The sequence below is a fragment of the Streptococcus sp. SR1 genome, assembly GCF_000526075.1.
GTDB lineage: Bacteria > Bacillota > Bacilli > Lactobacillales > Streptococcaceae > Streptococcus > Streptococcus halitosis.
In genome coordinates, this window is record NZ_JATR01000002.1 from 44,819 (window position 1) to 67,156 (window position 22,338).

A 22,338-nucleotide genomic window follows, 5' to 3' on the forward strand; every position below is an offset into this window, starting at 1 on the left:
TTTGTGATAAAATAGAATAGAACGATTTTTTACAATGAATGAAAAAACAGAGGTAAATATGACAATCGGTATTGATAAGATTGGTTTTGCAACCAGTCAATATGTCTTGAAATTACAAGACCTAGCAGAAGCAAGAGGAGTTGATCCGAATAAATATAGTAAGGGTCTCTTATTAAACGAAATTAGCATTGCACCATTGACTGAGGATGTTGTCACCTTAGCTGCCAGTGCAAGTAACTCTATTTTGACAGATAAAGAAAAAGAAGAAATTGACATGGTCATCGTGGCGACCGAGTCAGGGATTGACCAGAGTAAGGCAGCGGCAGTCTTTGTTCACGGTCTATTAGGTATCCAGCCTTTCGCTCGCAGTTTTGAAATCAAAGAGGCTTGTTACGGAGCAACAGCTGCCCTCCATTATGCCAAGTTGCATGTGGAAAATTCTCCAGAGTCCAAGGTCTTGGTCATCGCCAGCGATATTGCCAAGTATGGTGTAGCGACTCCAGGTGAACCAACTCAGGGAGCTGGGAGTGTGGCGATGCTGATTACGCAAAATCCGCGTACCATGGCCTTTAACAATGATAATGTTGCCCAAACGCGTGATATTATGGATTTCTGGCGTCCGAACTATTCAACTACTCCTTATGTAAACGGCTTGTACTCAACTCAGCAATATCTTGACAGTCTTACGACGACTTGGGATGAATACAAGAAACGCTATGACTGGACTATGAATGATTTTGCGGCTATCTGCTTTCACTTGCCTTATCCCAAATTAGCCCTAAAAGGCTTGCGCAAGATGATGGATAAGACTTTGTCTCAGGAAAAAAAGGATAGTCTGCAAGAAAACTTTGATAAGTCCATTCTCTACAGTCAGATGATTGGGAATATCTACACAGGCTCTCTCTTCCTTGGGCTTCTCTCCCTTTTGGAAAATGCAGAGAATTTGAAGGCTGGAGATAAAATTGTCCTCTACAGTTACGGAAGTGGAGCGGTTTCAGAGTTCTTTAGTGGAGAACTGGTTGAAGGCTATGAGGCCTACCTTGATAAGGATCGTTTGACCAAACTCAAGCAACGTACAGCATTGTCTGTTGCAGACTATGAAAAAGTCTTCTTTGAAGAGGTGGAGTTGGATGAGTCTGGTTCAGCTCAATTTGCAGATTTTGAAAATCAAGACTATGCCTTGGTTGAAATTCTCGACCACCAACGCCGTTATAGCAAGGTTGAAAAATGATGAAGATAAGTTGGAATGGATTTTCTAAAAAAACATACCATGAGCGCCTTGAGTTATTGAAAGCTCAGGCGCTCCTTAGTCCTGAAAAGCAAACGAGTCTGGAGCAGGATGAACAAGTCAGCTTGGCTGTTGCAGATCAGCTGAGTGAGAATGTGGTGGGAACTTTTTCTCTACCTTATTCGATCATTCCAGAGCTTGTGGTGAATGGTCAGGACTACACAGTTCCCTATGTGACAGAAGAGCCCTCAGTGGTTGCTGCGGCCAGCTATGCCAGCAAAATCATCAAGCGAGCAGGTGGCTTTACTGCTCAAGTACATGAGCGCCAGATGATCGGTCAGGTAGCCCTTTATCAAGTTGCTGATCTTGAACAAGCTCAAATGAAGATTGCCAATAAGAAAGCGGAGCTCTTGGAACTTGCAAATCAAGCCTATCCTTCTATCGTCAAACGTGGTGGCGGGGCGCGTGATTTGCATGTAGAGCAGATCAAAGGTGAAACAGACTTTCTCGTTGTTTATCTCCATGTTGATACTCGGGAAGCCATGGGAGCCAATATGCTCAACACCATGCTGGAAGCCTTGAAACCAGTCTTAGAAGAACTCAGTCAAGGACAGAGCCTTATGGGAATTTTGTCCAACTACGCGACCGATTCTCTGGTGACTGCAAGCTGTCGTATCGCCTTTCGCTACTTGAGCCCTCAAAGGGATCAAGGACGAGAAATTGCGGAAAAAATAGCCTTGGCCAGCCAGTTTGCGCAGGCTGATCCCTACCGAGCAGCGACTCACAATAAAGGGATTTTTAATGGTATTGATGCCATTTTAATAGCCACGGGTAATGACTGGCGTGCCATCGAAGCTGGTGCCCATGCCTTTGCCAGTCGAGATGGACACTATCAAGGTCTCAGTCGATGGAGTCTAGATAGGGACACAGAAGAATTGGTCGGTGAGATGACACTACCTATGCCCGTAGCGACCAAGGGCGGCTCTATCGGTCTCAACCCACGTGTAGCCCTCAGTCATGAACTACTGGGAAATCCTTCTGCCAAAGAATTAGCTCAGATTATCGTATCCATCGGTCTCGCCCAAAACTTTGCGGCTCTCAAAGCCTTGGTAAGTACGGGCATTCAGCAAGGCCACATGAAATTGCAGGCCAAATCCTTAGCTCTGTTAGCTGGTGCTAGTGAGTCTGAAGTTGCTCCCCTCGTTGAGCGCCTCATCGCAGATAAAACCTTTAACTTAGAGACAGCCCAGCGTTATCTAGAAAACTTAAGATCATAAAAAACTCAGACGAATCAGTCTGAGTTTTTTTGTGTTTAAATACTTTTTCCAGGTAATAGAGTAACGGGTAAGAAGTAACCGGTTGTCGCGACCTCTTTACCTTCAATCTTCTGCAAGAGGAGATCAACAGTGAGTTGGGCAATCTCTTTCATAGGCTGCTTAATCGTTGTCAAGTGAGGATAGTAGTTCTCGATAAAGTAGGTACCATCGTATCCGATGACTTTGAGCTCTTCAGGAACAGAAATTCCCAGCTCCTGAGCGATTTTGATCACTAGGATAGCTGTCAAATCATCCGAAGCAAAAATCGCATCTGGTTTCTGATGGGTCAAGATATTCTTGATTTCCATTTCTTTTCGGACGGGAGAAAAGTCACTCGAAACATTGATAATAGGCGCTTTTGGGAGAATAGAGGCAAAACCAGCGTGGCGCAGTCCAGTTGGTGAGTTAGAGTTGTCATTTCCTGTAATCATGATGATAGACTGGGCGCCTGTCTTGACCAGAGTTTGGGCTGCTAGGACTCCGCCACCGTAGTTATCAGAGGAGACGACAGGGATGTCAGGTGATAGATTTCGGTCAAAGGAAATGATCGGTGCTGTCACACGATTGTAGTCTTCGATTCCCAAGTTGTGACTTCCAGAAATAATACCATCGACCTGGTTGGCCTCCAGCATTTCAATGTACTCCCGTTCTTTTTCAGAGTCGTGTTCGCTGTTACAGATGATGGTCTTGTAGCCATTTTTGAAGAGTTGGTGTTCCAATTTGTCAATCAACTCCGCATAAAAGACATGACTGATGTTTGGAAAAATAAGTCCAATCAACTTGGCAGATTTTCCTTGGAGGCTTCGAGCCAGATTGTTGGGTTTGTAGCCCAATTCTCGCATGGCTTCATTTACCTTTTGAATGGTTTTCTCAGATAGATAACCCTTTTTATTGATGACCCGTGAGACGGTAGTGGGGCTGACGCCTGCAAGTTTTGCGACATCAGTTAGTTTTGCGACCATAATCTAATTCATAGTAAGTTCCAGTTGGGTTTCCAGATTTGATGAGGATACCATTTTGGTCCGCATGTGGGAAGACACGACCAGAAAATACTTTTTCTCCTTTATTGATGAAAATTTCAAAGACTGACTTATCGATGAAGATAGTGGCAGTAGTAGCTTGGTTATTGATAGGGCAAGAACGAGTGGTACCAAATTCTTGGGCGTACTGTTCACCAGCCTGACTACGATCCACTGTCATCTGTCCATTGACAAGGTCAAAGTTGATTGAAAGCCCCTTGCCTTCTTTATCAGCGAGCAAGACAATCTCGCTTTGGCTATTGGCCTCCAAGTTGAGCTCGAGTTCATAGGTGTTATTGGTTTGAGTACGATTTGAGAAGACCTCTTCAGAAGCACGAAGTTCTTTGACGGCTGAGACGGGATATTGGTAGAGTTTGCTATCTTTGATAGTGAGTTCTTTGACCAATGAGAAGGTTCCTTGGTGGTCAAAACGGTCAGATGGGTAAGAAATATCTGGTAACCCAAGCCAGCTTACTGCCAATGTACGTCCATCCGGAGCGTTGAAGGCTTGAGTCGCATAGGCTTCAAAACCATAGTCTAGATTTTGCAATGGAGACACATCTACCATTTTGGCATTTTCAGGATCAAAGGAAGCCCCGATTTTGTACATATTTGGATAGATATTATCATAGTCTAGAACAATCTTATCCAATCCTTGTGGACAGTAGAGAAGGACAGGTTGCTCCCCTACAAAGACCAGATTTGGGCATTCCATCATGTAGGCAGTGCGATCGTTAGCGAAGTCAAGGTCGCCAACTGCTTGCCAGTTTGTGTAATCGTTGTCAACAGCCTTGTAGAGACGGACGAAGCCTTTTTTATCCAAATCCTGTCCACCGACGATAGCATAGTATTGACCTTTGAAGTTAAAAATTTGCGGGTCGCGGAAGTGGTCAGTAGAGTCTGATGGCTGGTCAATCAAGATCTTGTCAATCTTTGTAATCTTGCCATCCTTATCCATCAAAGCACCAATTTGGTAAGGGTGACGGATCCAGTTTTCATCACGGACATTTCCTGTATAAAATAGGAACAAGTTATCGCCAAACTGCATGGCAGAACCAGAGTAGGCACCGTGGCTATCCAATGGAGTATCTGGCAAAACTTTGACTCCAGTTTCTCTAAAGTGAACCAAATCATCACTTTCTAGCTGCGCCCAAGATTTTAAACCGTGGGCTGCACCAAAGGGGAAGTTCTGGTAAAAGAGAATCCATTTGCCATCAAAATAAGAAAAGCCATTTGGATCATTGAGAAGTCCCATTTTAGGCTCGACATGGTAACGAGTATGCCAAGGAGATTGTGCCATCGTTTCCTTGATTTGTTTGATTTCATCATTAGACCAGTCTTCATAGCGTCTGTAACGACGCTCAGTTGTCCATTCCATTTTATCTTTCCTCCATAAGTTCTATTCTATTATTAATAGTAAACGTTTTCGGCAAAAAAAGCAAGTCTTTTATGTTAAAAAAAAGAAAAATATGTCAAACGATTGCCATAAATCAAGTAAAGGAAATCTGGCAAATTTTCACGAAAAAATGAAAGAAAATGTAAATAAAAGCCTTGATTCCTCAAATATAAAGATATTTTTTTGAGGAAAAAGAGAATATCCCTCAAAAACGAGCAAAAATAATCAGAGAAAAAAGAAAGGAAATAAAAAATCCTGCAAAACGCTTGACATATTTTAGAAACGTGATAAAATAATAGTCGTGGGGCGAATAAAATCGCTTTCAAACAAGAACAAAATTTTATAAGGAGATTTTTGCAAATGAACAATCAGGATATTGCAAAAAAGGTCATCGAAGCCCTTGGTGGACGTGAAAATGTCAACAGTGTGGCCCACTGTGCGACTCGTCTACGTGTCATGGTCAAAGATGAAGGGAAAATCAAGAAGGAAGTGATTGAGAACTTGGATAAAGTTCAAGGAGCTTTCTTTAACTCAGGCCAATACCAAATCATCTTTGGTACAGGTACAGTAAACAAGATGTACGACGAAGTGGTTGCACTTGGTTTGCCAACCTCTTCTAAAGAAGATATGAAAGCAGAAGCTGCTAAACAAGGAAACTGGTTCCAACGTGCTATCCGTACTTTCGGTGACGTCTTTGTACCAATCATTCCAGTTATCGTAGCGACAGGTCTCTTCATGGGTCTTCGTGGTCTCTTGAACGCTCTTGGAATCACACTTCCAGAAGATGTTACCATTTACAGCCAAATCCTCACAGATACAGCCTTCATCATCTTACCAGGTTTAGTTGTATGGTCAACCTTCCGCGTATTCGGTGGTAACCCAGCCGTTGGTATCGTCCTTGGTATGATGCTCGTATCTGACTCACTTCCAAATGCCTGGGCTGTTGCTTCTGGTGGTGAAGTAACTGCAATGCAGTTCTTCGGATTTATCCCAGTTGTAGGTTTGCAAGGTTCAGTTCTTCCAGCCTTCATCATCGGGGTTGTCGGAGCTAAATTTGAAAAAGCTGTTCGTAAAGTTGTTCCAGATGTACTTGACCTCTTGGTAACACCGTTCGTAACACTCCTTGTAATGTCAATCCTTGGATTGTTTGTTATCGGACCAGTCTTCCACGTTGTTGAAAGTTACATCCTCATTGGAACAAAAGCTATTCTTAACTTGCCATTCGGACTTGGTGGTTTCTTGATTGGTGGAGTTCACCAATTAATCGTCGTATCAGGTGTTCATCACATCTTCAACTTGCTTGAAGTTCAATTGCTTGCTGCTGACCATGCTAACCCATTCAACGCCATCATCACTGCAGCGATGACAGCTCAAGGGGCTGCGACAGTAGCCGTTGGTGTGAAAACTAAAAATCCTAAACTTAAAACACTTGCTTTCCCAGCTGCTCTTTCTGCCTTCCTAGGTATTACTGAGCCTGCTATCTTCGGGGTTAACTTGCGTTTCCGTAAACCATTCTTCCTTTCATTGATTGCTGGTGCAATCGGTGGTGGATTGGCATCTATCCTTGGACTTGCTGGTACTGGTAATGGTATCACAGTCATCCCTGGTACAATGCTTTACATTGGTAACGGACAACTTCTACAATACCTTCTTATGGTAGCTGTATCATTTGTACTTGGTTTTGCTCTTACTTACATGTTTGGCTACGAGGATGAAAAAGAAGTTGCTTCTGAAGTAGCGACAGAGCGCTTGGTTCAAGAAGAAACAACTGGTAACATTCCAGTAGCTCCTCAAAGTGAAACAATCCAAACTCCAATCGTTGGGGACGTAGTTTCCCTTGAAAATGTTAATGACCCAGTCTTTTCAAGTGGTGCAATGGGACAAGGGATTGCTGTAAAACCAAGCCAAGGTGTGGTTTACGCACCAGCTGATGCAGAAGTATCGATCGCCTTTGCCACAGGACATGCTTACGGTTTGAAGACAGCAAACGGAGCTGAAATCTTGATCCACGTTGGTATCGATACGGTGACTATGAACGGTGAAGGCTTTGAACAAAAAGTTGCTCAAGGCGACAAGGTCAAAGCTGGTGATGTTCTTGGAACATTTGACTCAAGCAAAATCGTTGCTGCAGGTCTTGACGATACAACAATGGTTATCGTAACCAACACAGCAGACTATGCTTCTGTGACACCAGTCGCAAGCGGTTCAGTTGTCAAGGGTGACGCTATCATCGAAGTGAAAGCCTAGTCCTCTTCGAAAATCAGATTTAAAAACAAAACGAACAAATATTATGTTTGTTCGTTTTTACTTGGATGGTAAGATTTACAGAGGAAAATCTAAAATATTGAGAAATCTAGCTCTTTAAAATGTGCTATAATAGAGAAAACAAAGATAAGAGGTTTATCATGACAAAATTATATGGAAGCTTAGAAGCGGGCGGTACAAAGTTTGTCTGTGCTGTCGGAGATGAAAATTTTAACATTGTAGAAAAAACACAGTTTCCTACAACAACTCCTATCGAGACGATCGATAAAACCATCGAATTCTTTTCAAAATTCGATAATCTTGCAGGTCTTGCCATCGGTTCCTTTGGTCCTATCGATATCGACAAAAACTCAAAAACCTATGGTTTTATCACAACGACTCCAAAACCTCATTGGGCAAATGTAGACCTACTTGGTGCCCTTCGCCGCTCCCTCAACGTACCCATGTATTTCACCACAGACGTGAACAGCTCTGCCTATGGTGAAGTGGTTGCTCGTAACAATGCTGGTGGTCGTATCGAAAACTTGGTTTACTACACGATCGGTACAGGGATCGGTGCAGGTGTTATCCAACGTGGTGAGTTTATCGGTGGTGTCGGTCACCCTGAGATGGGTCACTACTATGTGGCTAAACACCCAATGGATGTAGAAAAAGAATTTAACGGCGTCTGTCCTTTCCATAAGGGTTGTTTGGAAGGCTTTGCGGCTGGACCAAGTTTAGAAGCTCGTACAGGTATTCGTGGTGAAAACATCGAACTCAACAGTTCTGTCTGGGACGTCCAAGCCTACTATATCGCTCAGGCTGCGGTCAATGCTACCGTGACGTTCCGTCCAGATGTGATCGTCTTTGGTGGTGGGGTTATGGCCCAACAACACATGCTGGACCGTGTGCGTGAGAAATTTACAGCTCTTCTAAATGGTTACCTACCAGTACCAGACGTGCGTGACTACATCGTGACTCCAGCAGTTGCTGGCAATGGTTCCGCAACACTTGGAAACTTTGTCCTTGCTAAGAGTGTCGCAAAATAAAACAAAGAAAACATCCGCTTGGGCAACCAAACGGATGTTTCTATTCTCAAAACATCTGCCAGAAGAAATCAATAATATAGGTCAAACCATAAGTATAAACCACTAGGGTAAAGGGCTTGGTCAAAATGATGATAATCATATAGCGTTTGAAGGTCATCTTGGTAAGGGCAGCCAGCATGCAGAGAAAGTCAGCTGGGCTAACAGGCCAGATCATCATAAAGATAAAGAACCGCTCGAAACGATTGCCCTTATCTAGCCAACCGATGTACTTGTCATAGGTGCGCTTGCTGACGACGGACTGGACAAAGGCAGCTCCATAGAGGCGTACCAGGTAAAAGATAATGGCACAGCCAATCACGATGCCGATATAGTTGTAGATGGTTCCGATGATGTGGCCGTAAATAAAGACCCCAGCCACTGAGGTCAAAGCTCCCGGAATGATCGGAACGACGGTTTGTAGGATCTGTAAAAAGATAAAGAGTGGTGGCCCCCAAACCCCAGCTTGCTGGATAAAGGCCGATAGGGTTTCCTTTGATTGTAAAACACCCGCCTGATAGGCCCAAATACAGAAAATCAAGGTGCCGACTCCCCCGACGATAGATGAGATATTGATGACTTGCTGTAGAAGGGGAGAAACAGCTTTCATTTGCTTATCCTGTGACATGTAAACTCCTCATAGATAGTATGGTTCTACTATACCATATTTTTCTTATAAAGACTAATTTGATTCCTTATCTTGCTTTTTATATAAGTGTGGTACAATTAAAGGAGTAAGTCAAGAGATATAATGGTGAAAGAAATGTTAGATTTAAAATTTAAAGGAGGATGGAGAAAGTACCAAAAGGAAGTCTTAGATCGTTTTCAGAACTATCAAACAGATGGCCATGTTCACCTAGTGGCGGCACCAGGGTCCGGCAAGACCACCATTGGTATCGAGCTGATCGCTCGTTTTGGCAACCCAGCCCTTGTCTTGGTTCCAACTGTCACCATTCGTGAACAATGGGTAGATAGGATCCAAACAGCCTTTTTAGAGAACGAACAGAAGATTTCAGATCTCGTTTCCCAAAACTTAAAGGAGATGAAGGCATTAACGATTGTGACATATCAGGCTTTTCATAGCGCCATGAACCAATTGCAATCACAAGAAGATGGAGAAGCAGAGGATTTTGTGGGGTTTGATTTGCTTGCAAGTCTAAGAGCTCAGAAAGTTGCTACTCTTTGCTTGGACGAATGCCACCACCTGCGCAATGAATGGTGGAAAAGTCTGGAAGTCTTTCGCAAGCAGTATGGACAGTTGCAAGTCATCTCCCTGACAGCGACACCACCTTATGACAGCGAACCTGAACTCTGGGAACGCTATATCCGAATGTGTGGGGAAATTGACCAAGAAATCACGGTACCTGAACTAGTCAAGGAAGACACCCTCTGCCCTCATCAGGATTTTGTTTATATCTGTTCACCAACAGCTGAAGAGTCAGAACACCTCAGGCAGTTTGAAGATAGAAAGTGGGAGTATATCCATCAGCTTTTGGTCAATCCTGACTTTCAAGCTCTAGTATCAGGTTCGAAGGTACTCAAAGGAGATATTTCATCCGATGTTCTATTAGAAGACCCTAAGTACTTGTCGGCTATTTTGATCTATATGCATTCTCAAGGCTTGACCATTCCTGACTCTTTAGAGAATCTTTTGGGGGCGAAACGTCTGCCTCAGGTGAACTCCTACTGGCTCGAGCTGTTGTTGCAGAGCGTTCTCTATCAAACTCCAGATTGGTACGAGGATTCAAATGGATTTAGGGAAAAGTTAGAATCGGAGTTAAAAGCACGGGGGTTGATCGAACAGCGACAGGTTTCTCTAGTCAAGTCCAAGTCTAAGGACAAGATTTTAAATCAGTCTTTGGGGAAATTGTCTGGTATTGCAGATATTTTTCTGACTGAGTATAAGAGTATGGGACAAGATTTGCGACAACTCGTCTTGGCGGATTATATTCGCAAGGATTTTGCCACCTATCTGGGAGATAATCAGGCAACCATTTCTCAGTTGGGGGTTCTCCCTTATTTTGAAAGCATTCGTCGCAAAGCTCAGGAGCAAGAGATAGCTGTATCTTTGGCTGTCTTGTCAGGGAGTATCGTTATTCTTCCCACCAATGTGGCAGCAGAGTTGAAGGAACTCTTGCCTCAGGTTCATCTTAGTTTTTCGTCTCTTGGTCAGTTAGACCAAGAGGATTATGTGCTGGTGGGATTCCCTAGTACTGCTAAGGGTATTGTAGCGGCAGTGACGGAGCTTTTTCAACGAGGGCGGATTCAAGTCCTAGTCGGGACCAAATCTCTCCTCGGAGAGGGTTGGGATGCTCCTTGTGTTAATTCCCTAATACTCGGAAGCTTTGTGGGGAGCTTTATGCTAAGTAACCAGATGCGTGGCCGTGCCATTCGTATCTGGCCGGGACATCCAGAAAAGACCAGTAACATCTGGCATCTGGTAGCCGTTCAAGCGCAAGCACTTATCACTCTTCCTGGTGAGGAGCCTAGACCAGAGAGCAATCAGGATCTGCAGACCTTGTCGCGACGGATGGAGCATTTTCTTGGCTTGGCCTATAATCAGGAGAGTATTGAGACCGGTTTGGATCGTTTGGATTTTCCCAAGCCCCCCTTTAGGAAAAAGCAAATCAGCGAGTATAATGAGCGAGTTAAGAGTCTCTCCAAGGATCGAGCAGGCTTGCGCAAAAAATGGCAAGATGCTCTCGTAGTGGCAGATCGATTTGAGATTGTCACTGAAGTCGCTGCTCAACAACAGAAAATTCCAATCATGCTCCAGTTTGATGCATTAAAATGGGTTCGCATGTCTTTGTTGCTCCTAGCAGTGGATTTATTGCTCTTGTTGTTTAGATTGAGACTGATTAGAGTTTGGTGGCTTACGGCAGCCTGTCTCCTCTTTCTAGCTTTTGCTACATCACGCTATCTCCTCTATAAAAGCCCCTATAGGCGTATGCAATTCCTTGGTGAGCAGATCCGAAAGGCTCTGCTAGATTCGGGGCATCTAATAGACGATCAATCCCGTGTTCAGGTAGAGGAGGACAAGGACAACTATATGGTTTTTGCCTATCTCAAGGGAGGAAGCATGAGGGACAAGGAGCTGTTTGCACAGACTGTGGGAGAGTTCTTTGCACCAGTGGACAATCAGCGCTATCTCTTGAAGGCAGAGAAAGTCCGACAAGGTCAGTCACCTTACTATGCCGTGCCAAGCCTTTTTGATAAGCGCAAGGAAGAAGCGCAGAAATTCCTTGACTTTCTGACGCCAACTATCGGACGCTATCACCTGATCTACACACGAACAGAGACCGGACGGAAAATCCTTCTCGAAGCTCGTATCAAAGCTCTCTCTAACAAAAATGACCGTATCTTGACTAAGAAGAAGGTTAAAAGCCAGTTGGAGTAGGGGAGGTAAAATATACCCCTCTAGAAAATAAAAAAGCAAAGGGAGAAAATATGGCAGATACAATTTTAATTTTAGGTAATGGTTTTGATATTGCAATGGGGCGAAAAACAAAGTATACCAATTTTATTTACTTTGAAAAACAATTATTCTCTAATCCAAATGAGGAGTTACTGGAGTTCCTAAAAGTTAAAAATATAAGGATTGAGAAATATAAGGATAATTTGTATTTGAAATTTATTAATGAGAATAAAGATACCCTTGGGGATAATTGGTCAAATCTTGAAACCATGATTTCTCAACTTGCAGATGCAATAATGTATTTTAAGGAGAAGAGTGATTTGCTATTTCAAATTGCTCCTGCAAATCAATTTTGGGTACTTGAAGATAAATTAGTAAGTGAAAATAATTATAGTTCAAAAGTATTTGTTGCAAGAAGCTTTATTTCCTTTTATAAAGAGGAAGGCTGGGATTCTTTGGAAAGAGAAGTTACACTTGAAAAATTAAATAGTAAATTTATCAGGCAACTTGATCTATTGATTGAATTGTTAGAAATCTATCTGTCATATATAGATTATTTAGATTTTGAAGTTCGAGGGATTGAAGCAAGACCAACAGCTTTAGATGCAGTACCTCATTTATTAAGTTCTTATGTTTTAAACTTTAATTATACCAACACGTCAAGTTATCTATTTAGAACTGTTGAAGAAAGAACTCATTTTATACATGGTCGAATTGATTTAGATAGAACGTTTAATAGGCTCAATACCATGGTCTTTGGAATTGAGGATAAAGAAAATGATGTCAACAGTGATTTGATTCCTTATCAGAAGTATTACCAAAGAGTTGTTAAAGAGACCGGAAATAAATTTGAAGAATTCTTCAGACAAACTATTCAATTTCCTGATAATGATTTTGAGGGTTATATTACTTCTAAAAATATCATTGTTTTTGGTCACTCTGTAGATCCTCTGGATAAAGAGATATTCCAAAAATGTTTTGAATTAGCAGAGAAAGGTGAGTATCTATATCGATTTATTTACACTTACTTTGATGAACCAGCTAAACGTTCAATTATTAAGAATCTCGCAATCATCCTTGGGAAGGAAAAACTGATAGAGTTAACAGGTAAACGGAATATTGTATTCGTAAAGAGTGATGATAAGGACCGTATGAACAAAGAGCTACTACCTTAATAAAGTTAAGAATAGTTTATAGCCCACTCGCTCTAGTCAGGTCGAGTGGTTTTTCTTGAAATATGATAAAATAGAAAAGATAATACATTAATTAAGGAAAGTAAAAATGGCAAGTAAAGAAAATGCAGAACGCAAGGAGCTGCATCGTAAAATTTGGGCGATTGCAGACGATGTTCGTGGAGCTGTAGACGGTTGGGATTTTAAGCAATATATCCTAGGAATTCTGTTCTATCGTTTTATTTCAGAGCACATGGCAGACTATTTTGACCGTGCGGAGCATGAGGCTGGTGATTTAGAATTCCGTTATGTTGACTTAAGTGACCAAGAAGCTGAGCAAGATTTCAAACCAGGGACAGTTGAGGATAAGGGGTTCTTTATCCTTCCAAGTCAATTATTTGAAAATGTCGTCAAGAACGCCTCGCAAAATGAAAATCTAAACGAAGACTTAGCTAATATTTTCCAAGACATTGAGAAGTCAGCGATTGGGTTCAAATCAGAGGACGATATCAAAGGTTTGTTTGATAACTTGGACACACGAAGCAATATCCTTGGTGGAACTGTTCCAGAAAAAAATAAACGCCTTTCTGACATTCTTAATGGTATCAATAGTATTAACTTTGGTAATTTTGAGGAAAATGACATTGATGCCTTTGGTGATGCCTATGAGTTCTTGATTTCAAACTATGCTAGTAATGCAGGAAAAAGTGGGGGTGAATTTTTCACACCACAGACAGTATCTAAACTGTTAGCTCGACTAGTCATGGTCGGAAAAAACAAGATTAACAAGGTCTATGACCCAACATGTGGTTCAGGCTCTCTCCTTCTTCAAATGAAAAAACAATACGAAGACCATATCTTGGAGGATGGTTTCTTTGGTCAGGAAATCAATATGACCAACTATAACTTGGCTCGTATGAATATGTTCCTACACAATATCAACTACAATAACTTTGATATTAAGCGAGGAGATACCCTTTTAAATCCTCAGCATCTGGAAGAAAAGCCTTTTGATGCTATCGTTTCTAACCCTCCGTATTCTGTTAAATGGGTGGGAGATGGAGATCCAACTCTGATAAACGATGACCGTTTTGCTCCAGCAGGGAAACTAGCTCCTAAGTCAAAAGCTGACTTTGCCTTTATCATGCATAGTCTCAACCACTTGTCTAATAAAGGTAGGGCAGCAATTGTTTGTTTCCCAGGCATTTTCTATCGTGGAGGTGCTGAAAAGACCATTCGTCAGTATCTGGTAGATAACAACTTTGTTGAAGCAGTCATTGCCCTTCCAGATAATCTCTTCTTTGGCACTTCTATCGCAACTACGATTTTAGTTCTGGCGAAGAATAAACTTGAAAATAAAACACTCTTTATTGATGCGAGTAAAGAGTTCAAAAAAGAGACCAATAACAATGTTTTAACAGATAGCAATATTGAGCATATTGTTGAATTGTTCGCTAATTATCAAAGTGTAGACTATAAAGCAGCTCTTGTTGATAATGATGTGATTGGTTCAGAGCAGGATTACAATCTATCTGTGTCAACTTATGTCGAACAAGAAGACACACGTGAGAAGATTGATATAGATGTGCTCAATAAAGAAATCGCTGAGACTGTTGCCAAGATTGACCACTTGCGTGTAGAGATAGATAAGATTGTAGAGGAATTGAGCCATGACTAATGATGTGATTCTCTATAGAACTGATGACGGGGAGTCCGCTATTGAACTCCACTTGGATAATGGAACGGTCTGGCTGACCCAACAAGAACTAGCTGAGCTTTTTCAGACTTCCAAGCAAAACATTAGTAAACATATCAAGGCTATCTTTGAAGATGGTGAATTGGATGAAACAGTGGTTGTCAACTATCAGTTGACAACCACTCGTCACGGTGCAATAGCAGGTAAAACTCAGTCAAAAAAAGTCGCCTACTATAATCTCGATATGATTTTAGCGATTGGTTATCGTGTGCGCTCCCCTCGTGGAATCCAGTTCAGACACTATGCTTCGACAGTCTTAAAAGAGTATCTGATCAAAGGCTTCGCTATGGATGATGAGCGCTTGAAAAACTTGGGTGGAGGCTCTTACTTTAAAGAACTCCTGGAAAGAATCCGAGATATTCGCTCAAGTGAAAAAGTCTTTTACCGTCAGGTTTTAGATCTTTTTGCGACATCAAGTGACTACAATGCAAACTCTCCAGAGGCAAAGAAATTCTTTGCGACGGTGCAAAACAAGATGCATTATGCCATTCACCACAATACTGCGAGTGAACTCATTTATAACCGTGTTGATAGTGAAAAGGAGTTTATGGGATTAACCACTTTTAAGGGAGACCTCCCTACTTTATCCGAAGCAAAAGTTGCTAAGAACTATCTGACAGAAAAGGAACTCCGTGGGCTTAATCAGCTTGTATCAGGATATCTAGACTTCGCTGAAAGACAGGCAGAGCGAGAGGAAGTCATGACTATGGCGGACTGGGTGACACATGTAGATCGTATCCTTCAGGCTACTGGAGAAGACTTGCTGGATAACAGTGGTTCGATCTCTCGTGAACAGATGAAGCAGAAGGTGGATAAGGAATATAAGAGCTACCAAGCCAAGACACTCAGTCAAGTTGAAAAAGATTACCTCAAGGAAATCAAAAGCATTGAAAATCTAGCCAAGGAAGGAGGTAAGTGATGAACATCCTAGAAGACATCCAAAACTGTCCCGTTGAGTGGAAAGAGTTGGGGGAAGTGACACATTCCATAAAAACAGGTTTAAATCCTCGTAAATTTTTTCAATTAAATTCTTCTGACGCTTCGAATTATTATATTACTGTAAGAGAAATAAGAGGACATAAAATTGTTCCATCTGAAAAGACAGATTTAATAAATAATGATGGATTGATGTTATGTCAGAATCGATCTAATCTTGAAATTGGAGATGTTCTTTTTACGGGTACTGGCACAATAGGAAATGTTGCCATAATTGAAAAAACTCCAACTAATTGGAATATAAAAGAAGGAGTTTATGCTATTAAACCTAAAAAAGAGCAGATATGTTCTAAATTTTTGATGTATTTGTTTGAGTCCGAAAATATTAAAAAGGAAATAGAAAGGCGAAAAGCAGGAGGAACAGTTAAAAGTGTTTCAATGGCTGAAATGAAAAAAATCAAAATCCCAATTCCCCCTCTAGAAATTCAAGAAAAAATCGTGCAAATACTTGACAAAATGACTGGGTATGTTACAGAATTGACCTCAGAATTGACCTCAGAATTGACCTCACGTAAAAAGCAATATTCTTTTTATAGAGATAAACTCTTATCTTTTGAGGATGAGGTCTATCAGGTTGAGTGGAAGACGTTGGGGGAAGTGGCGGAATGTTTAGCGGGAGCTACTCCAAGGACTTCCAATTCTTCGTATTGGGAAAATGGAACTATTCCGTGGATGAGCTCAGGAGAAGTAAACAAAGGTTTTGTTTATGATACAGAGAAAAAAATTACTCAAGAAGGTTATGACAGTTGCAGTACTAAAGTTGTTCCAATGGACACAGTTGTTATTGCCTTAGCTGGACAGGGTAAAACAAGAGGAACAGTGGCTATTACAAAAGTTGAATTGTGTACTAATCAATCATTATGTTCAATAGTTTCAAATGATGATATAAATAGTCATTATTTATATTATTATTTAAAAGGACAATATCAAAAGCTTCGAGATATTTCTTCTGGTGAAGGAACTAGAGGAGGTTTAAATTTAAAAATGATTAGAGATTTTAAAATCCCAGTCCCCTCCCTCGAAATCCAATCCCGTATTGTTCAAGTTCTAGACAACTTCGATATGGTTTGTAACGACTTAAATATTGGACTGCCCAAGGAGATTGAACTACGCCAAAAACAGTATGAATATTTTAGAGAAAAACTCTTGACATTCGTCGCCGAAGGCGAGTACACTGAGAGTAGAGTAGAGGAGTGGGACAACTCTGCTATTATCAAGCTTTTACAGTGGGTATTTGGGTCAATCCGAGTGGAGTTGGGAGCTATAGGAGACATTATTCGGGGGAATGGGCTTCAGAAACAAGATTTTCAAGACGCAGGCGTTCCTTGTATCCATTACGGACAGATATATACATACTATGGAATTGAAACTGATATAACGAAGTCGTTTATTAATCTAGAATTATCAAAAAAACTTCAAAAAGCTAAAACTGGTGACTTAATTGTTGCAACGACATCCGAGAATGTTGAAGATGTTGGTAAGTCTTTGGTTTGGTTAGGAAAAGATGAAGTTTGTATTGGAGGACATTCATGTATAATCAAAACCGAGCAAAATAGTAAATATTTAGCCTACTTTTTTAGAACTAGCTATTTCCAAAATCAGAAGAAAAAAAGAGTCTTGGGAACTAAAGTAATTGAACTTTATCCTAAGAACCTTGCAAAAATTCAAATAATATTACCTCCTTTATCAACACAATCTCAAATTGTCTCCATTCTTGATAATTTTAACACCCTAACCAGCTCTCTTTCTGAGGGACTTCCAGAGGAAATTGAACTAAGACAGAAACAGTATGAATACTGGAGAGAACAATTATTAAACTTTACTAGATAAATTCTTTAATCATTTTGAGATAGGATCTCAATTAAAAAAAAAAGGAAGCATGCTATGGTTGATTATTCAAAAGTACATGAAGTAGTTGCGGAAACAAATGAAGGGATTCTCTTGGCTGAGTATCAACCAGAGTATCGTACGGATAGAGAGTATCAGTCAGAGGCTGATCTAGAAAATCAGTTAATTTCTGATTTGGTGAATCATCTTAACTATGAACGCCTAAATATTCATACACCTGAAGAGCTCTTAGCAAATGCCAAGTTGCAAATAGAAAAACTCAATAAGGTAACATTTACGAATGCTGAGTGGGATCGCTTTGTAGTAGAGTATTTGGATTGTCCCAATGAAGGGTTAGTTGAAAAAACTCGAAAAATTCAAGAGAATTATATCTATGACTTTGTCTTTGATGATGGGCGGATTAAAAATATTTTCATCCTTGATAAGAAAAACATTCACAATAACAGTATGCAGGTCATCAACCAAGTGACTCAGGTGGGGAGCCATACCAATCGTTATGATGTTACTATTTTAGTGAATGGTCTGCCATTAGTTCAGATTGAATTGAAAAGACGTGGTGTTAGTCTTAAAGAAGCTTTTGAACAAATTCATAGATATAGTAAGGAAAGTTTCAATAGTGAAAATTCTTTATACAAATATATTCAGATTTTTGTGATTTCCAATGGCACTTATACACGCTACTTTGCAAATACGACAGCTCAAAATAAAAATCATTATGAGTTCACCTGTGAGTGGGCGGACCGCAAAAATAAAACAATTCATGACCTCGAGGACTTTACTGTCACTTTCTTAAGTAAGCGAGTCCTCTTAGAAGTTTTGACCAAGTATTGTGTTTTTGATGCTGATAATACCTTGCTCATCATGCGCCCATATCAGATAGCAGCAACTGAGAGTATCTTGCGCAAGATTCATTCTTCCAATGAAATGAAGAACTTTGGCTCTATCAATGCTTGTGGCTATATCTGGCATACGACAGGGTCGGGGAAAACCTTGACCAGCTTTAAGACTGCACGCTTGGCAACAGAGTTGGACTACATTGACAAAGTGATATTCGTCGTTGATAGAAAAGACCTTGACTATCAGACCATGAAGGAGTATCAAAAATTCCAGCCAAATTCAGTCAATGGTAGTAACAATACAAAAGAACTCCAACGAAGTATCGAAGAAAATGATGATCGAATCATTGTCACAACTATTCAAAAGTTAAACAAGTTTATCACAGCAAATCCAAATCATGAAGTCTATGCTAAGAAATGTGTCTTGATTTTTGATGAGTGTCATCGTTCGCAGTTTGGGAAGGCGCAGAAGCGGATTAAGAAGGCCTTTAAACAGTACGCTTTGTATGGATTTACAGGAACACCGATTTTCCCAGAAAATAGCTTAACGGGTGAAACGACCCAGGAAGTTTTTGGAGAACAACTTCATAATTACGTTATCACAGATGCTATTCGAGATAAAAAAGTATTGAAGTTCAAGGTTGACTATAACTATATCAAGCCTGAAATCAATAAATATAGAGAAGCAGAAAAAGCAGTTGGTCAAGAGCTTGATGAGAAGAAACTCAAAAAGATGGAGAAGGAACTCCTTTTGCATCCAGAACGGATAGCAACCATCACAGAGTACCTGTTGAGAGTTTATAATGACAAAACGCATCGAAATCAACATTATACTCATAAGCAAAAACAACTGTTTGGATTTAATGCCATGCTAGCTGTACAAAGTATTGAAGCTGCTAAGTTATACTATGATGAACTCCAGCGACAACAAGCAACTTTACCAGAAGCTAAACGCTTGAAAGTTGCAACCATCTTTAGCTTCGCACCAAATGAAGAACAGTCAGCTTATGGGGAAATTCAAGATGAAGAGCTCGAACCGCAAGATACAGCCATGCCACAATCTTCTAAAGAGTTTCTGGAAAAAGCGATTGATGACTATAATCACATGTTCAAGACTAACTTCTCAACTGATGGGAAAGAGTTTCAAAATTACTATCGTGACCTTTCTAAGAGAGTTAAGTCTAAAGAAGTGGATTTGCTGATTGTAGTGGGTATGTTCTTGACTGGATTTGATGCTCCAACCATGAATACTCTCTTTGTCGATAAAAACCTTCGTTATCATGGTTTGATTCAAGCATTCTCGAGAACCAATCGAATTTTTAACAAGGTTAAACCTTTTGGGAATATTGTTTGTTTCCGTGATTTAGAAAAGGCTACGCAAGAAGCTATTAAAGTTTTTGGGGATACAAACAAACTTGAAATCATCTTAGAAAAAAGCTTTAGCGAATACATGGATGGTTTTGTCGATCAGGTAACAGGTATCGAGGTAAAAGGCTATACAGCAGTCTGTCAGGAAATTCTTGAGAAATTCCCAAATCCGCAAGAAATTGAAACAGAACATGAGAAAAAAGAGTTTGTTAAGTTGTTTGGCGAGTTGTTGAAACTTGATAATGTTCTTCGGAATTATGACGAATTCCAAGAAATCGACAAACCTATTTCTGAAGGTTATCTTCAGGATTTAAGAAGCGCCTATGTGGAAATTCGAGATGAATTCTTAAATCTGAAAAACTATGAAAAGACCAAAGATTTAGAGATTGACCTTTCAGATGTCGAATTTGAAATTGAGTTACTAAAAACTGATGAGATTAACCTAGACTATATCTTGGCATTGATTGTTGAAAAATCGAAGAATTCTGAGTCTAAAGAAGTAATGAAAGCAGAAGTTAGTCGTGTGATTCGTTCTAGTATTGATATCCGTGCTAAAGAAGAGTTGGTTATTGGATTTATCAATGACACCGATTTGCAAAAATTGAAAGACCATGATGGGATTATCAATGCATTCTATGCTTATGGTAAAGAACGTAAAGCAGTCGCTATTCGTGAATTGGCAGAGTCTGAAAACCTTGTAAAAGATTATCAATTATTCATTGATCGTTCTATTCAACGTGGTTATGCTGAAAATAGTGGAGCTGATTTGGATTCGATTATTCCACCGATTTCTCGTAGACACGGAGCTCGTGAACGTAAGAAACAAGAAGTTTTACGTAAGATTCAGTTGTTAGTAGAGACATATTCAGGTATTTAAGGGGTTGTCGACCATGATTTATTAGAAAAATCGGGAACTACAAAAAACACTCTTTATCCGCTCATAATTCGCTCATTTTTAAGATACAACTTTGTTTCCATATTTCCTGGAAACGGATAGATAGCAAGGAGAAAGATGGAACAAACTAACCAAAAATCCCAGTGCCAACAACTCTGGGCTAGAAACAAATACCTCGTTCTGAGTCATTCTAGCAATATTTACAATGAGATTCGCCAATACTTGAAGAATGAAGAGGTGGAGCTGAGTCAGGTTCAAGAGATGATTGACCGGGCCTGTCAAATCCCAGAACATAGGGGTCAGGTTTGCAATGCCTTTCAGCATGTTTGGGGCTATTTCAAAAAGAAAGCGACAGATGTTGAGCGTAAGGACTATATGCTCTTGCTGGATCGCTACCGCTTTGGTCAAGCTTCCAAGGAAGACTTGATTGCTAAGACTCGAGAGTTGCTTAATCGCTATCCAAACACCTACTTGCAACATTCGACCATACTGAAAGGAGACACCCATGAGACTTTGGCATGAGGCTTTGATTTCACAACTTCCCCGTCCGCAACTTTTGGGCCAACATCGAGAGTGCTGTGCCCTACGTGGCAATGGCTGGGGAAGAAAGCATGCGACGGTGGACTATGTCTTTACCCACTCGCCCTATCATCTCTATGCTTATCATCGCTTGATCATGGAGGAAATGGCTGACCGTGGCTACAATGTCAGTCCAGAGTGGCTGGATAAGAACTACCGTGGCAAAACCTGCCCTCCCTATGAAGACTTGCCTGAGGAAAAGTTGGATAATCCCATCTATAGTGAGCATGACGCAGGATACTATGAGGAGTGTTTAGATAATCTCCGAGAGAAAGGCATTGAGCTGGAGTAAGAGTCAGGATTGGCTCCACATTATAACTCTTCTCGTAATTTTTTCGAATAATAAAGATGAGACCTTTAGAGTTTTTCTAAGGTCTTCTTTTTATGAGTGTTAAGATTTACTTTTAATAACTTTTGAGTTATAATTTAATTAGAAAGAGGCCACTTGGTGCATACGATTTACTTCTATAAGGACAAAAATGGAAACGAGCCAGTCTTAGATTATATGAGAGAATTGGCTAGTAAGAAGAGTAAGGATAGTCGCATCAAACTGAACAAGCTAAATGACTATATCGAATTACTTAGTCAGCATGGGACTAGAGCTGGTGAACCCTATATCAAACATTTGGAAGATGAGATTTGGGAACTAAGACCTCTTAAGGATAGGATTTTATTTGTAGCGTGGCTTGATGGGAGTTTTGTTCTCTTATATCATTTTGTCAAAAAGACTCAGAAAACTCCTAGGAGAGAAATTGAAAAAGCCAAGCGTAAACTGAAGGACTTAAAAGAAAGAGGGTTAAGTGATGAAAAATAGCGCCATTGGGAGTAATTGGAAGGATGTCCGGTCAGAACTTTTTACCAAGGAGGAAATCCTTGAAAGTGATATGCGAGTGGCCATCATGAGTGAGTTGATAGAAGCTAGACATGAGCAAGGTATCAGTCAGAAAAAGCTAGAAGAACTCAGTGGAGTAAGCCAGCCTGTCATAGCTAGGATGGAGACAGGAAAGACCAGTCCTCAGTTGGATACGGTCTTAAGAGTTTTAGCCAGTTTAGGAAAGACACTAGCAGTCGTTCCACTTGAACAGGAAAAAAATTGATTAAACTGACTTATAGTCTTTTCTAATAACAAGCCATAGTCACTGATGAGAATCATCAATAGCTCGTTTGAGTATTCCAACTAAAATA

At 40.6% G+C, this 22,338-nt stretch carries 17 protein-coding genes; 14 read left to right on the top strand and 3 right to left on the bottom strand.

The genetic code is table 11. From position 1 onward, the window contains the following. Window positions 1–58 precede the first annotated feature (58 nt). Window positions 59–1,231 carry a hydroxymethylglutaryl-CoA synthase gene (locus HMPREF1518_RS00335; protein WP_033583525.1) on the top strand — a complete coding sequence of 391 codons (1,173 nt, stop codon included), beginning with the start codon at window positions 59–61 and terminating at the stop codon, window positions 1,229–1,231. Further along, window positions 1,231–2,505, top strand: a complete 1,275-nt coding sequence (locus HMPREF1518_RS00340) for a hydroxymethylglutaryl-CoA reductase, degradative (RefSeq protein WP_033583526.1) — start codon at window positions 1,231–1,233, stop codon at window positions 2,503–2,505. The genes HMPREF1518_RS00335 and HMPREF1518_RS00340 overlap by 1 nt, the downstream gene beginning before the upstream one ends. Window positions 2,506–2,540: 35 nt before the next feature. On the opposite strand, the gene HMPREF1518_RS00345 is transcribed toward HMPREF1518_RS00340, so the two are convergent. Next, window positions 2,541–3,506 carry a LacI family DNA-binding transcriptional regulator gene (locus tag HMPREF1518_RS00345; protein WP_033583429.1) on the bottom strand — a complete coding sequence of 322 codons (966 nt, stop codon included), beginning with the start codon at window positions 3,504–3,506 and terminating at the stop codon, window positions 2,541–2,543. Further along, entirely contained in the window at window positions 3,487–4,941 is a 1,455-nt protein-coding gene (locus tag HMPREF1518_RS00350; protein WP_033583430.1) for a sucrose-6-phosphate hydrolase, read from the bottom strand. The genes HMPREF1518_RS00345 and HMPREF1518_RS00350 overlap by 20 nt, the downstream gene beginning before the upstream one ends. A 378-nt stretch (window positions 4,942–5,319) precedes the next feature. Between HMPREF1518_RS00350 and HMPREF1518_RS00355 the strand changes: the two genes are divergently transcribed. Together HMPREF1518_RS00355 and scrK are read left to right on the top strand one after the other, a co-directional pair. Then, window positions 5,320–7,206: a sucrose-specific PTS transporter subunit IIBC gene (locus HMPREF1518_RS00355; RefSeq protein ID WP_033583432.1), complete on the top strand. Its 1,887-nt coding sequence runs from the start codon at window positions 5,320–5,322 to the stop codon at window positions 7,204–7,206. 158 nt (window positions 7,207–7,364) lie between these two features. After that, window positions 7,365–8,252 (top strand): fructokinase ScrK, encoded by an 888-nt coding sequence (scrK, locus tag HMPREF1518_RS00360; RefSeq protein ID WP_033583433.1) that lies wholly within the window; start codon window positions 7,365–7,367, stop codon window positions 8,250–8,252. Between the two features lie 46 nt (window positions 8,253–8,298). Here scrK and HMPREF1518_RS00365 read toward each other — a convergent pair whose 3' ends face one another. Continuing rightward, entirely contained in the window at window positions 8,299–8,916 is a 618-nt protein-coding gene (locus HMPREF1518_RS00365) for a TVP38/TMEM64 family protein (RefSeq protein ID WP_000076176.1), read from the bottom strand. A 135-nt stretch (window positions 8,917–9,051) separates the two neighbouring features. Here HMPREF1518_RS00365 and HMPREF1518_RS00370 point away from each other — a divergent pair, with 135 nt between their 5' ends. From HMPREF1518_RS00370 to HMPREF1518_RS00415, 10 genes are all read left to right on the top strand, one after another. Further along, window positions 9,052–11,685 (top strand): DEAD/DEAH box helicase family protein, encoded by a 2,634-nt coding sequence (locus tag HMPREF1518_RS00370; protein ID WP_033583527.1) that lies wholly within the window; start codon window positions 9,052–9,054, stop codon window positions 11,683–11,685. A 50-nt stretch (window positions 11,686–11,735) separates the two neighbouring features. Further along, on the top strand, window positions 11,736–12,878 hold the full coding sequence (locus HMPREF1518_RS00375; protein ID WP_033583434.1) for an AbiH family protein: 1,143 nt from the start codon (window positions 11,736–11,738) through the stop codon (window positions 12,876–12,878). Between the two features lie 106 nt (window positions 12,879–12,984). Next, complete coding sequence (locus tag HMPREF1518_RS00380) at window positions 12,985–14,553, top strand: type I restriction-modification system subunit M (protein ID WP_033583435.1); 1,569 nt, start codon at window positions 12,985–12,987, stop codon at window positions 14,551–14,553. Further along, window positions 14,546–15,550, top strand: coding sequence for a virulence RhuM family protein (locus tag HMPREF1518_RS00385; RefSeq protein WP_033583436.1), 1,005 nt, complete (start codon window positions 14,546–14,548; stop codon window positions 15,548–15,550). The genes HMPREF1518_RS00380 and HMPREF1518_RS00385 overlap by 8 nt, the downstream gene beginning before the upstream one ends. Continuing rightward, window positions 15,550–17,457 (top strand): restriction endonuclease subunit S, encoded by a 1,908-nt coding sequence (locus HMPREF1518_RS00390; protein WP_081730770.1) that lies wholly within the window; start codon window positions 15,550–15,552, stop codon window positions 17,455–17,457. The genes HMPREF1518_RS00385 and HMPREF1518_RS00390 overlap by 1 nt, the downstream gene beginning before the upstream one ends. Before the next feature lie 54 nt (window positions 17,458–17,511). Further along, window positions 17,512–20,556, top strand: coding sequence for a type I restriction endonuclease subunit R (locus HMPREF1518_RS00395; protein ID WP_033583437.1), 3,045 nt, complete (start codon window positions 17,512–17,514; stop codon window positions 20,554–20,556). A gap of 135 nt (window positions 20,557–20,691) precedes the next feature. Beyond that, window positions 20,692–21,096 carry a YbgA family protein gene (locus HMPREF1518_RS00400; RefSeq protein WP_033583438.1) on the top strand — a complete coding sequence of 135 codons (405 nt, stop codon included), beginning with the start codon at window positions 20,692–20,694 and terminating at the stop codon, window positions 21,094–21,096. Further along, window positions 21,080–21,445: a TIGR02328 family protein gene (locus HMPREF1518_RS00405; protein ID WP_033583439.1), complete on the top strand. Its 366-nt coding sequence runs from the start codon at window positions 21,080–21,082 to the stop codon at window positions 21,443–21,445. Before HMPREF1518_RS00400 ends, HMPREF1518_RS00405 begins: the two co-directional genes overlap by 17 nt. A 156-nt stretch (window positions 21,446–21,601) precedes the next feature. Then, window positions 21,602–21,967 carry a type II toxin-antitoxin system RelE/ParE family toxin gene (locus tag HMPREF1518_RS00410; protein ID WP_033583440.1) on the top strand — a complete coding sequence of 122 codons (366 nt, stop codon included), beginning with the start codon at window positions 21,602–21,604 and terminating at the stop codon, window positions 21,965–21,967. Beyond that, complete coding sequence (locus tag HMPREF1518_RS00415) at window positions 21,957–22,250, top strand: helix-turn-helix domain-containing protein (protein ID WP_033583441.1); 294 nt, start codon at window positions 21,957–21,959, stop codon at window positions 22,248–22,250. The genes HMPREF1518_RS00410 and HMPREF1518_RS00415 overlap by 11 nt, the downstream gene beginning before the upstream one ends. The last annotated feature ends 88 nt before the right edge of the window (window positions 22,251–22,338 follow it).

Coding starts and splice junctions, on each gene's coding strand:
- HMPREF1518_RS00335 (WP_033583525.1), top strand. CDS start 59: ATGACAATCGGTATTGATAAGATTGGTTTTGCAACCAGTCAATATGTC.
- HMPREF1518_RS00415 (WP_033583441.1), top strand. CDS start 21,957: ATGAAAAATAGCGCCATTGGGAGTAATTGGAAGGATGTCCGGTCAGAA.
- HMPREF1518_RS00395 (WP_033583437.1), top strand. CDS start 17,512: ATGGTTGATTATTCAAAAGTACATGAAGTAGTTGCGGAAACAAATGAA.
- HMPREF1518_RS00350 (WP_033583430.1), bottom strand. CDS start 4,941: ATGGAATGGACAACTGAGCGTCGTTACAGACGCTATGAAGACTGGTCT.
- HMPREF1518_RS00405 (WP_033583439.1), top strand. CDS start 21,080: ATGAGACTTTGGCATGAGGCTTTGATTTCACAACTTCCCCGTCCGCAA.
- HMPREF1518_RS00400 (WP_033583438.1), top strand. CDS start 20,692: ATGGAACAAACTAACCAAAAATCCCAGTGCCAACAACTCTGGGCTAGA.
- HMPREF1518_RS00380 (WP_033583435.1), top strand. CDS start 12,985: ATGGCAAGTAAAGAAAATGCAGAACGCAAGGAGCTGCATCGTAAAATT.
- HMPREF1518_RS00385 (WP_033583436.1), top strand. CDS start 14,546: ATGACTAATGATGTGATTCTCTATAGAACTGATGACGGGGAGTCCGCT.
- HMPREF1518_RS00340 (WP_033583526.1), top strand. CDS start 1,231: ATGAAGATAAGTTGGAATGGATTTTCTAAAAAAACATACCATGAGCGC.
- HMPREF1518_RS00365 (WP_000076176.1), bottom strand. CDS start 8,916: ATGTCACAGGATAAGCAAATGAAAGCTGTTTCTCCCCTTCTACAGCAA.
- HMPREF1518_RS00375 (WP_033583434.1), top strand. CDS start 11,736: ATGGCAGATACAATTTTAATTTTAGGTAATGGTTTTGATATTGCAATG.
- HMPREF1518_RS00370 (WP_033583527.1), top strand. CDS start 9,052: ATGTTAGATTTAAAATTTAAAGGAGGATGGAGAAAGTACCAAAAGGAA.
- HMPREF1518_RS00390 (WP_081730770.1), top strand. CDS start 15,550: ATGAACATCCTAGAAGACATCCAAAACTGTCCCGTTGAGTGGAAAGAG.
- HMPREF1518_RS00355 (WP_033583432.1), top strand. CDS start 5,320: ATGAACAATCAGGATATTGCAAAAAAGGTCATCGAAGCCCTTGGTGGA.
- HMPREF1518_RS00345 (WP_033583429.1), bottom strand. CDS start 3,506: ATGGTCGCAAAACTAACTGATGTCGCAAAACTTGCAGGCGTCAGCCCC.
- scrK (WP_033583433.1), top strand. CDS start 7,365: ATGACAAAATTATATGGAAGCTTAGAAGCGGGCGGTACAAAGTTTGTC.